The 11,818-nt window shown below is 42.6% G+C and carries 11 protein-coding genes; all 11 read right to left on the bottom strand.

Translation table 11 applies throughout. The features are described from left to right. Window positions 1–94: 94 nt before the first annotated feature. Window positions 95–1,165 (bottom strand): M42 family metallopeptidase, encoded by a 1,071-nt coding sequence (locus GVN20_RS04325; protein WP_114067103.1) that lies wholly within the window; start codon window positions 1,163–1,165, stop codon window positions 95–97. A 2-nt stretch (window positions 1,166–1,167) separates the two neighbouring features. Continuing rightward, window positions 1,168–2,733: a hypothetical protein gene (locus GVN20_RS04320; RefSeq protein WP_166557131.1), complete on the bottom strand. Its 1,566-nt coding sequence runs from the start codon at window positions 2,731–2,733 to the stop codon at window positions 1,168–1,170. Window positions 2,734–2,738: 5 nt separating this feature from the next. Then, window positions 2,739–3,518: a class I SAM-dependent methyltransferase gene (locus GVN20_RS04315; protein ID WP_166557130.1), complete on the bottom strand. Its 780-nt coding sequence runs from the start codon at window positions 3,516–3,518 to the stop codon at window positions 2,739–2,741. A 48-nt stretch (window positions 3,519–3,566) separates the two neighbouring features. Continuing rightward, window positions 3,567–4,478 carry a glycosyltransferase family 2 protein gene (locus tag GVN20_RS04310; protein WP_166557129.1) on the bottom strand — a complete coding sequence of 304 codons (912 nt, stop codon included), beginning with the start codon at window positions 4,476–4,478 and terminating at the stop codon, window positions 3,567–3,569. Continuing rightward, window positions 4,447–5,574, bottom strand: coding sequence for a DegT/DnrJ/EryC1/StrS aminotransferase family protein (locus GVN20_RS04305; RefSeq protein ID WP_166557128.1), 1,128 nt, complete (start codon window positions 5,572–5,574; stop codon window positions 4,447–4,449). Before GVN20_RS04305 ends, GVN20_RS04310 begins: the two co-directional genes overlap by 32 nt. After that, window positions 5,571–5,936 carry an FdtA/QdtA family cupin domain-containing protein gene (locus GVN20_RS04300; RefSeq protein WP_166557127.1) on the bottom strand — a complete coding sequence of 122 codons (366 nt, stop codon included), beginning with the start codon at window positions 5,934–5,936 and terminating at the stop codon, window positions 5,571–5,573. Before GVN20_RS04300 ends, GVN20_RS04305 begins: the two co-directional genes overlap by 4 nt. Before the next feature lie 304 nt (window positions 5,937–6,240). Beyond that, window positions 6,241–7,266 carry a glutamine synthetase beta-grasp domain-containing protein gene (locus GVN20_RS04295; protein ID WP_166557126.1) on the bottom strand — a complete coding sequence of 342 codons (1,026 nt, stop codon included), beginning with the start codon at window positions 7,264–7,266 and terminating at the stop codon, window positions 6,241–6,243. A 575-nt stretch (window positions 7,267–7,841) separates the two neighbouring features. After that, window positions 7,842–9,482: an ABC-F family ATP-binding cassette domain-containing protein gene (locus tag GVN20_RS04290; protein ID WP_166557125.1), complete on the bottom strand. Its 1,641-nt coding sequence runs from the start codon at window positions 9,480–9,482 to the stop codon at window positions 7,842–7,844. Between the two features lie 56 nt (window positions 9,483–9,538). Continuing rightward, window positions 9,539–9,976, bottom strand: a complete 438-nt coding sequence (locus GVN20_RS04285; protein WP_166557124.1) for a D-Ala-D-Ala carboxypeptidase family metallohydrolase — start codon at window positions 9,974–9,976, stop codon at window positions 9,539–9,541. Window positions 9,977–9,997: 21 nt separating this feature from the next. Beyond that, window positions 9,998–10,300 (bottom strand): hypothetical protein, encoded by a 303-nt coding sequence (locus GVN20_RS04280; protein WP_166557123.1) that lies wholly within the window; start codon window positions 10,298–10,300, stop codon window positions 9,998–10,000. A 27-nt stretch (window positions 10,301–10,327) separates the two neighbouring features. Further along, window positions 10,328–11,800, bottom strand: a complete 1,473-nt coding sequence (locus GVN20_RS04275) for a hypothetical protein (protein WP_166557122.1) — start codon at window positions 11,798–11,800, stop codon at window positions 10,328–10,330. Window positions 11,801–11,818: the final 18 nt, after the last annotated feature.

The raw sequence follows: 11,818 nt of genomic DNA, 5'->3' as shown, positions 1-11,818 counted from the left end.
AGCTTTGAGCAAAACTTTATAGGCTAAAAAAAACAAAGTGCCTTAAACGGGCACTTTGCTGAATAAAAACCATTATTTTTAAAACTATCATTACTTACTTCAAGTATCTAAAATCCTCATCTCCTTTCAATTGCACCAACACTTCGTACATGAGGTTAATGACATTCTGCACGTCCTCTTTATGAACCGTTTCAACGGTAGTGTGCATGTATTTGAGCGGAAGTGAAATTAAAGCCGAAGCCACCCCTTCCGTTGCGTACGCAAAAGCATCGGTATCTGTTCCAGTAGAACGGCTGACGGCTTGGCGCTGAAACGGAATCTTTTTCTCTTCAGCTACTTGAATCAGCATATCCAATACGTTGTTTTGCACCGCTGGACCGTAGCACAACACTGGGCCGCTTCCGCATTTCAAATCCCCTTGCTCTTTTTTCTTATACATCGGCGATTGGGTATCGTGCGTTACGTCAGTACAAATGGCCAAGTCAGGTTTCAGACGACGCACAATCATCTCCGCGCCGCGCAGGCCAATTTCTTCCTGTACCGAGTTGACAATGTAAAGCGTAAAAGGCAGATTGATGGCGTTTTCGTCCAACAAGCGAGCCACTTCCGCAATCATAAATCCACCAATGCGGTTGTCCAACGCCCGTCCTACAAAATAGCGGTTGTTCAATTCAAACAGACCATCCGAGAAAGTAGCCACCGTTCCGACATGAATCCCCATGTCAAGCACTTCCTGCTTCGTAGTTGCGCCTACGTCAATCGTCAGGTCAGCCACTTTAGGAGCGGTATCTTTGGCGAGTTCGCGCACGTGGATGGCCGGCCAGCCAAAAACGCCTTTGACAACACCTTTTTTGGTGTGTAAATTAACCCGCATGGAAGGCGCAATGACGGCATCAGAGCCCCCGTTACGGATTACATAAATATAGCCGTCGTCGGAGATATAATTGACAAACCACGAAATCTCGTCGGAGTGGGCTTCAATCACGACCTTATAGGGTTTCCCTTCATTGATGACACCCACGGCGGTTCCGTAGGTATCCACAAAATAATCATCAATGTAGGGTTTTAAATAATCCAACCAAATTTGCTGTCCCGACGATTCAAAACCAGTGGGTGAAGCATTGTTGAGGTAGGTATACAAAAATTCGGTGCTTTTTTCGTTCATTTTTACTTTCGTTTATAAATCCGCACGCCCTTTGGCGAACCATCATTTACTTGGGCTATCAGTTGATAATGTTGTTTTACAAAATTAGCAATCGGCGGGAAATACTCATGTTGGTGCTCGGTTTTTCCTTCCGTATTTATCAAACTCCCGTTCAAATCCATAAAAATGACGGGTTGATTTTGTTTCATATCCGCCAAAAAGTCTTTCACCCGCGTGTCATGAAGGGCGCTGGGCCAATAAATTCCGATGGTATACGGCGAACGGTAGCCCATCGGTAATCCAGTGTAAATGTAAAACCGATCTGCATAACCCCAAATAACCAAATGGTCAGTAGGCTGGGTATTTGCTTTAATAATTTTCACCACCTGTTGGTCAATCTCATCATACCTAAGCCGTTCCAAGGGTTGGCGTTTGGTAAGGTTAAAAATCCCCTGTCCTATGGCACTTACCAATATAATTCCATATACCCAATTTTTCAGCGAGCTCCATTGACTTGCTGAAGGACGGCTCAAAAGTACCCCGATGAGAAAGGTAAGCGGCATCGGCAGAAAGAGCGTGTAGTGCGTGTACGGATTTCCAGATTGTAAGATGGCGTAAAAAGTGACGAACAAAAAAGTGGCCGCAAACAACAACAGGCGGTTGGAACGGTCTAGAATCACTTTTTTCGCGGTGCCGAGAAAACCGACAAGCACCGCCAAACACCACCCGCCAAACACAAAACGAATGGCATAACTTTGCCACATCAAACTCCCAGCCCGCCAAGGGCTAAAGCGTTTCCATACTGGCAGTTTAGAAAATTCGTCCGAATAACCATAATAAAAATAATACCAAAAGTAGTTGTTCCAGAACGCATCTAGCTCTCCGCGCAGGGCAAAATAAACGTTGATGACTACCGTGGGCATAAACCCTCCTACTACCAGCCAACCCAGGCTTTTCCAAGCTTTTTTGATGATAAGTTCGTAGGCAAGAAAAGCGGCAATCACCAAGCCCATTGGCACATTTTGAAACTTAGCGTAGACCAGCAAGCCCAATCCAATTCCCAAACCCAGCCAAAACATAAACGAAAGTTGACGATTGACCGTGGGTAGATCTCGCCGATGAAACGCATATACGTACGCACTGATGCCCGCTGTAAGCATCAATACACTGACGGCTTCTGAGTTATAGGCAAGATGGTCGTGGTAGGCGGTGGTTCCCAGCCAAGTCAGCAACGGCAATATCACCGTCAACGCTTGTAAAGCTGATAGAGAAAGCCGACGAAGTGTTTGATATAAAATAACGAGAGTAAACAACCAACAAATAATCCCGACTCCTTCGGCCACGGGGTAAGTGGCGTCAAACCCAAGCGCATTGGCTATGAGCAACGGCACAACCGTGAGGGGGCGACCGTCGGTGTAATTGAGCCAAGTCCAAATCGGGTCCGAGGATTTATCAATCGAAATAACCCCCGCCAACCACGTACTTGTATCAATATTAGGCTCTCGAGGAGTCATGTTGCTCCATCTAAGCAGAAACACCCCCACCATCAGCCCTACTAAAAGCCAATTAATTGTTTTAATTTTATGCATTTATCTTACTCCTTTACCTGACCGGCAGGCTTCATTACTGTAAAAAGGGAGCTCCCGAACGATGCCCGGGGCAAAACCGCCTCTTCCAGCTTGACAAGCCAATAAAGGGGAATATTAATAAAAAAAGGAGGTACTGCCACATCAGAAGCTTGTTTTGACAAATCTATCCATCCCCGACGCAACTGAAAACGTTGCCACGCCCGAACCGCCATAATCAGGGGGGAAAGGAAAAAACTCCAGTAAGTCCAATAAGAAATAGATAAGCCTGCCCTATCTACCAATCTTTCCAAATCCTCTTTGATAAAACGTTTTTGGCCGCCTACCACAATATCATGTATTCCCGAAAAAGCCTCGTGGGAATTATTGTTTGTAATAAAAATCCCCCCCGGTTTAAGTTTAGTACGAATACCCATTACGATTTCCTGAATTACGGCATCGCTGAAATAGGTAAAAACATCGTTGCAGATGATAACATCAAATTGCTTCCCAGGCTTGTAGTCCGCAATTTTTGTGAGGTCATGATGGGTCACTGCCAAACCTCTCATTTGCGAAAAAGCAACGCCATCTTCCGAAAAATCAAACCCTTCAATAGTAGAAAACCCCTGCTCAAGCAAGTGCATCAGCATTCCTCCAGTGCCACAGCCAGCATCAAGAATTGAAATATCAGGGCGGTTTGGGAAATGCTTTTTAATACTCATTGTTACCTTATGGTGCAAAACTCGGTACCACCACAAATGGCGTTCCGCATCATACATCCGTTTATATTCGTCGTATTTACCTATCATGGGTTCAAAAAAATATCACTAGTTCGGAAAATATGTTTTTGGCATTTACTATTTATAAACGCTTTTCTCGATATACTGCGGCAGCCCGCTTTGAGCCATGTAAATCCGGCCAATGTATTCTCCCACCACCCCCAAAGCCGTCAAAATCATTCCGCTAAAAAAAATCAGTAAAATAAGGGCAGAATTAAGGATAAAAAACTGCGCATGAAACGCATAAAGTATTACATCAACCAACGCCGAAACAAATGACAATCCCATAAACAATAAACCCGCCGCCGTGAGCAGCCGCAGGGGTTTGAGGGAATAACCAAACAAAATTGTCAGAAACAAAGACGTCAGTTTTCGTAGTGTATAGCCCGACTGCCCATCTTCGCGTTTGTTATGAGATACCTGCACCCGCCCCACGTTGCGCGTTACGCGGAAAATCAATCCGTCGATATAAGGATAAGGCCCTTTGTACTTGATGATTTCTTGCACGACTGGCTTCGAGATAAGTTTGAAGCTCGACAAATACAGGTCCTTGGGTTTTTCCAAAAGCCAAGTAGTAAGGCGATTGACGAGCATACTGCCAAAATTTCGAAACAATGAATGTTGTTTTTGACCATAAAACGAAAAAACAACATCATATTGATGGTCTTGGGCAGTGGTCATTAACTTCAGAATTTCGGAAGGAGGATTCTGAAAATCATCGTCAATCATCACACAGTAATCTCCCGAAGCATGGTTTAGCCCACACATAACCGCATTAAACTCCCCAAAGTTTCGACGAAGCGAGATGAACTTAACTTGCTCAAAACGGCGCGCCAACTCTGCACAGACCTTTTCGGAGTCGTCGCGGCTACAATCGTTGACCAAAATAATTTCAAGGGTATTTTTGTCCAACGTTTCCAGTACATGTTCAACAAGCCTGCCGATGGTCCGGGCACTATTATATACCGGAATAATAACCGACAGTAGCATGAGATTGAAGAACGGATTGATTGATGGTTTGAACAATATACGCGGCCTCTTCGTTGGTCAGCGCAGGATGAAGCGGCAGACTCACCACTTCATTGTGAATTTGCTCCGTAATGGGCAAACTTAAGTGATTATATTCAGCGTAAGCTCTTTGTTTATGAGGTGGAACGGGATAATGAACCGTGGCCTGAATGCCATTGTCCATTAAATAGTCGATAAATTCTTCTCTTTTAGGATGTCTCACCACAAAAAGGTGCCAAGCGTCTTCGTACAGCGTTTTCGCGTTTGGCAGTATTAAATCAGGATTTTTGATTTCAGCCAGAAAATAACGGGCCAATTCTCGGCGGCGTATGTTTTCGGCATCCAAATGCCCCAACTTTACGTTCAAAATCGCCGCCTGCAATTCATCCAATCGACTATTGGTGCCCACGTGGTCGTTGTAATACTTGACGGTAGAGCCATAGTTGCGCAGGCTTGATATTTTGCGCGCCAATTCAGCATTATTTGTAGTCACAGCGCCAGCGTCTCCCAAAGCGCCCAAATTTTTGGTTGGGTAAAAGCTAAAAGCAGCAGCATCCGACAAATTTCCCGCTTTCAGTCCTGCGTAAGTCGCTCCATGGGCTTGGGCGGCATCTTCAATAATTTTCAAATCATAGGTTTGAGCAAGCTCCCAAATGGGCTTCATCGTGCAGCATTTTCCGTACAGATGCACGGCCAAAATAGCCTTGGTTTTCGGGGTAATTTTTCGCTCAATTTTTTTGGGGTCAATATTAAACGTTTTTGGGTCAGGCTCTACCCAGACGGGTTTTAGCCCCAAACTCGTTACCGAAAGTATCGACGCAATGTAGGTATTGGCTGGCACAATCACCTCACTTCCCTCGGGAAAATCGAAGGCTTTAAATATCAATTCCAACGCATTGAGGCCATTAGCAACCCCAATACAATGCGAAACACCACAATAAGCAGCCCAATTTTGTTCAAAAGAAGCGACCTCTCTACCCAACACATACCATCCCGACTCCGCCACTCTTTGCATAGCTTCGGCAATTTCAGCCTGATACGGCCGATTGATTTGCTTTAGGTCTAGGTGAGGTATCATGGTTTTTGGTATACGTAGTCTTCTTTATCGTAGTATTCGTTTGACAACACCAGTAAAATAGCATCCGATGAAAACTCGTCCATGATGTGCCAATCTCCAGGCTGAATGATCAAACACTGGGCGGGTTGATTTAAATAAAAAGTCTGCTCACCATCTTTCGAAGTAACAATGATTCGGCAACTTCCAGCTACTGGAATAAGGGCGTTCCATGTTTTTTTATGTCCGTGTTTGGCCCTTTGCTCCTCTGGAGGAACTCCGTAGATATAAAAGGCTCTTTTAATGTCACCAGGAAGAATTTTCTCAAATACAGTAAGCTTTCCGTTGGGGTCACCAAAGGTACTTAATTCAATCAGTTGGGGCATATAGGGTAAGATAACGCTGTTAGAAACGCGATAAATTAAAATTTCCCTTAAAGAAAAGAAAAAAAAACAAGTTTTTCTGCCTGTTTTCAGCGGTTTTAAAGAAAATAAAATTTAGCGGCTGAGCCGCAAAGAAAAATTAATCAAAATTTAATACGTAAAATTAAGTAATTGTACAAATCTAATTTTATATCACAACAACAAAAAGAGACATCAAAAACCCACAAAAACATTCCTATAAATTGAAATCTTTACAACAAAAAACCCCGCCAAAGACGGGGTTTTTTAGTGCTATGTATTCCAAAAATCAGATTTTCACGCCTTTAACGGTCTTGATAATGCGAGCCGCTACTTTATAAGGATCGGCAGCCGAGTTGGGACGACGATCTTCCAAATATCCCTTCCAGCCTCTTTTTACCGCTACAATTGGGATACGAATAGATGCTCCACGATCAGATACACCGTAAGAGAATTGGTCAATTGATTGTGTTTCGTGCTTACCAGTTAAACGTAGGTGGTTATCCGCACCATACACTGCGATGTGCTCAGCTACTACTGGCGCAAACGCTTGACAAATTTTATCGAAAGTTTCTTTATTACCTGCAGTTCTCAAAATAGTGTTTGAGAAGTTGGCGTGCATACCCGAACCGTTCCAGTCGGTAGCACCGAGCGGCTTACAGTGCCAGTTGATACCTACGCCGTATTTTTCACCCATACGCTCCAACAAATAACGCGCTACCCAGATTTGGTCACCTGCTTCCTGGGCACCTTTAGCGAAAATTTGGAACTCCCACTGTCCTGTTGCTACCTCGGCATTGATACCTTCCACGTTCAAACCCGCCTGAAGACAATACTCAAGATGCTCTTCGATGATGTCACGTCCAAAGGCGTTTTGAGCACCTACTGAGCAATAGTATGGACCTTGTGGAGCAGGGTAACCGTTGGCAGGGAAGCCCAGGGGTTTATTAGTTTCGAGATTCCATAAGAAATACTCTTGCTCAAATCCAAACCAAAAATCATTGTCACCATCTTCGATAGTAGCTCGGCCATTAGACTCATGTGGAGTACCATCGGAGTTTAGCACTTCGCACATCACCAAATAAGCAGGCGTACCTAATTTTGAACGCTCTGGATCGGGGCAGATAAAAACGGGCTTCAATAAACAATCAGACGAACCGCCTGGTGCTTGCTCTGTTGAAGAACCATCAAACGACCACATATCGCAATCTTCCAATTTACCTGAGAAATCGTTCTCAATTTTGGTTTTACTACGCAAACTTTGGGTGGGCTTGTAGCCGTCCAACCAGATGTACTCTAATTTAGCCTTTGCCATTGACATGTATGATTTTAGGTGGTTGAATAATTCACTTGGTGTTGTTGTACTTTTTACGGATTCAAAATTAATGCGTTTTTATTAAATCACCAAATAAAATTTTATATTTTTTAACATTAACCATTTTTTATGGAAGAAAAAGGGTGTAAATTATACTAACAAGGTAAATATTTGTACAAAAACAAGATAGAGCCAATTTTGCCAACTTTTGCAACAAAGATGTAAAATATGGAGAAAGTAAGATTAAAAACAATACTCAGAAAAGAATATTTATAGAGAATTGGCAAAAGTTTGAAGAAGCAAAAATCCACTAAAATTGGGCTAAAATAGGATTTATCCCTCTTTTAAACTGTTTTTTTTTCTCTTACGAATCCTAAAAACAACCTATTTTTAGATTAATAGCACTTTTATTCTGGCGTTTGGTATCACGTGGGTCAATCATGAAGTTTATTGTGATTTTGTGCAGTATTCAAGGCTTCTCAATTTTGAAAAACGCAGCGTGGACCAAAGAAAAACCCCGTATTTCTGAGGTAAGAAATACGGGGCTAAGTAGTCAGATAACTACCAATTATTTGTTATTTATCTTTACGTTCAATCTCACGTAGGTTTTCCATTTTCTTGTTACGCAAAAAACCGTTGATGTCTTCCAAGTGTTCTTTGACGCGCTTGTTTCCAAACTCAAACACCTTCTCCGCCAGCCCATCCAAAAAATCACGATCGTGCGAAATCAGAATGATAGTTCCCTCAAAAGCTTTGAGAGCATCCTTCAGAATATCTTTTGTTTTGAGGTCGAGGTGGTTAGTAGGCTCATCAAGAATCAAAAGGTTGACGGGTTCGAGCAGGAGTTTAATCATGGCCAAGCGAGTGCGCTCTCCACCCGAAAGCACATTCACTTTCTTATTAATACTCTCGCCGCTAAACATAAACGCCCCCAAAAGGTCTTTGATTTTGGTACGAATATCACCTACGGCAATGTTATCAATCGTCTGAAACACGGTCAAATCTCCGTCCAACAAAGCGGCTTGATTCTGCGCAAAATAACCAATCATGGAATTGTGTCCGAGTTTCATTTCACCTTCGTACTCTATCTCGCCCATGATGGCCTTCACGAGCGTAGATTTTCCTTCGCCGTTTTTGCCCACAAACGCCACTTTTTGTCCGCGCTCAATGGTCATGCTTGCGTCTTTAAACACCAAGTGGTCGCCGTAGCTTTTGCTCAATTGCTCCACAATGACTGGATAATTGCCTGAACGTGGCGCAGGCGGAAATTTCAGGTTGAGCGCCGAGGTATCCACTTCATCCACTTCTACTATATCCAGTTTCTCCAGCATTTTCACCCGCGACTGCACCTGCAGGGTTTTTGAATACGTTCCTTTGAAACGTTCAATGAACTCGGTCGTCTCGGCGATCATTTTCTGCTGATCGTTAAACTGCTTTTGCTGTTGTTCGTGACGCTCTTTGCGGAGTTGCAGGTACTGCGAATAGTTTACCTTATAATCATAGATGCGCCCCATCGTGATTTCAATGGTGCGGTTGGTGATATTATCGACAAAGGCCCGGTCGTGCGAGATGACGATGACAGCCTTGGCGGTATTAACCAAAAACTCCTCCAGCCACTGAATCGACTCAATGTCAAGGTGGTTGGTAGGCTCATCCAACAAAATCAAATCGGGCGTCTGCAACAGAATCTTGGCCAACTCAATCCGCATCCGCCAGCCACCGCTGAATTCCCCTGTCTTACGGTCAAAATCCGAGCGCAGGAAGCCGAGCCCCAAAAGCGTTTTTTCAATCTCTGCGTCATAATTAACTTCCTCCGTCGAGTAATACTTCTCGCTTAACTCCGATACCCGCTCGATGATGGCCATATACGCATCCGATTCGTAGTCGGTACGCGTTTCCAGCTGATGATTGAGCTCATCTAATTCCGTTTTCATCCCCAACACTTCGGCAAACGCCTTGGCGGTTTCTTCAAAAACCGTGGAATCATCCTGCGTCAGCAAATGCTGTGGCAAGTAGGCAATCACGGCATCGTTGGGCGCCGAAATCTTACCGCGCGTGGGCTTGTCGGCACCTGCGATGATTTTGAGCAGGGTTGACTTGCCTGCACCATTTTTGCCCATGAGGGCGATTCTGTCTTTTTCGTTGATGTTGAAGGTCACATCGCTAAACAAAGCCCGTCCGCCGAACTCCACTGTTACGTTATCTACTGAAATCATTCCTTATCATTATAATAAGGCACAAAGATAAGGGGATTGGGTGGAAAGTTTGAGCATTATGCTACTCTTGAGACTGTTTTGTTCTTAGCATCTTTGGTGAAAATCAAAGCTTGACGTCGATTACGAGGCCCAAAAGAAACGTGTACCCAAGAATCAAATTCTTGAATAAGTTGGTCATAAGGAAGCGTAGAGGTACGAATTAAGTCAAAAAGCTCCTGCACAGTAAGACCTTCAATTGTAAAGTCCGCAGCCTCTCCTTTCATGTGCTGACTGCTTGAAGAACCCCCAACCAACGAATTGACTGTTGGATTCCGGAATCCAGAAGACACATTGATGGGCTTACCAACCATGATGCGAAGCGGTTCTAAAATGTTCTCGCAAAGACGCGTAAGATTGGTGATTTGCCGGGTATTAGGGGTATTATCAATGCCCATACGGATCGCCGTTTGGCTAACGGTCATTTCTTTGAGGGTGAAATGAGGAGTAAGGTTCATGGGGAATGGTTTTTAATTTGTTTAAAAAGCTGGCTTGAAATATTCTGAAAGTAGGTACTCAATTTCATCAAAGCGTTTCTTCTTCGACTTTTTCAAGCTGGGGCTGACTTCAATAACCATTACCTTTTTTACACTTTCAACATTGGAGGCATTCCTTATTTCAGCATTTAAGTAATCGCTTAATACTGTATTAAAACCATTAATATCGCTCGCGGTAAAATTAGCAGTACACTGGCAAGCAGTCTTTGTAGGGTATAACCTAACAGTTTTACAACTGCTCAGTAAAAGTAGGCTTATGATAAAGCTCAGGGTCAAAGTCTTCATAGTAGTATTTGATAGGTTCTGCAAAAATTAATTGTTGCTCGAAGATTCATTTCCCAAACCAAATAGATTTCTAAAAATTTTGATATCTAATTTGGCTCCAAAAGCCCAATTGGTGCGCCAAGCAGTATTTTTTATTACATTAAATTCTGCTTCTGTAATGTTCGTACTTTGAAACGTAAATTGGTCTTTCTCAAATACATTCACTTTGCCATAATGACGACCTAAAAATATAGCCCCTCCCCTCGCAAACTCCCAATTTAGGCCAAAGAATAAATTATCGAAAGCTTTTTGATTTAGACTAACCCCAATAGTTGGATAAATACGCTCGTAAATTTTGTGGTCGTCTAAAAAATTACGCCCGGACAGTTTATAGGTAGGTATATCACGACCCAGTAGTTTTTGGACGATAATAACAGGTGAAACATAAAAACTGGCCATAAGCGATACTACGCCTCTGTTACTGCCATCTGTTTGTTTAACTATCTTCTGACCCACATTGGCAGGCGTGGGGTCATCAACCAGCTCAAAAGTAGGATTAACTAAATTGGTATTTAAAAGCCCAACATCAAATGAACCATGAAATACTTTCGACATTTTAATTGTGTATGTACCCAAAACTTGCTTATTTATATTATCATCTGGCTGCATTTTACTTTTGATGATGTCAAATGTTATATTGGTAGTAGATGTACTGAGCAATACCTCTGCATGATGCCATTGCTGTTTTTCTGGTTGCTTATTTTCGATTCCACCTTCTGCTTTTGGGTTTAACCCTGCTACAAGGTCAGCATTATTGAATACGATAGTAGCGTCAAATTCTCCCGAAGTTTGATTTACCGCATAAGTTTTCTCTAACTCTTCACTTGGTTTTTTCAAGAAAAACAAATGAACTACATATTGCAAGTTTGAAATACCTTGCGGTATGGTACTGAAAATATTATTACCGAATTGGTCGAAGAAAATATGAACATATTTCTTGCCTCGATACTTTGTAGCACTACTGCCATAGACTTGTAATCCAAATTCAGTTGGAACAATTTTTGGGAAAGTTCGAGCTAAAACCACACTTAGCGGAGGCGTTGAGCTGTTATTTGTAGTTCCCTGATTGCCATTGGTGGCATTAACAGGAGTTCCAGACGTAGGTGGCGTAGATCTAGATACAAAACTAAACTGAGCAACTAAAACATTTTCGTCCTGTTTATCAAAAATCTGAATGGGCTTGTCAATTTCAAATTGTGAGCTGATTTCTGTAAAATGATCTATTCCTGATGCAGTAAACGTTCCCATTTGCTTTTCTTTATGCTTAATAACATACTCTGCTGTACCAGAAGCAGCGATAAAAATTTTTTCCGGATTTAACTCAACTGAAAATTTTTTATCTTGTTCGTCTTTCTTGAACTCCAATGCCTCTGAGGCAGTTAAGCCAAGTTTAACCTTAAAGTCTTGACAGTGTGCGATTGTGCTTGCCAGAAGAGTGATAATGTAGATTAATTTTTTCATTGTTTGTAAAGATTATGT

The organism is Runella sp. CRIBMP, from assembly GCF_009905605.1.
Classification (GTDB): Bacteria; Bacteroidota; Bacteroidia; order Cytophagales; family Spirosomataceae; genus Runella.
This window is presented reverse-complemented; position numbering and strand designations above follow the sequence as displayed.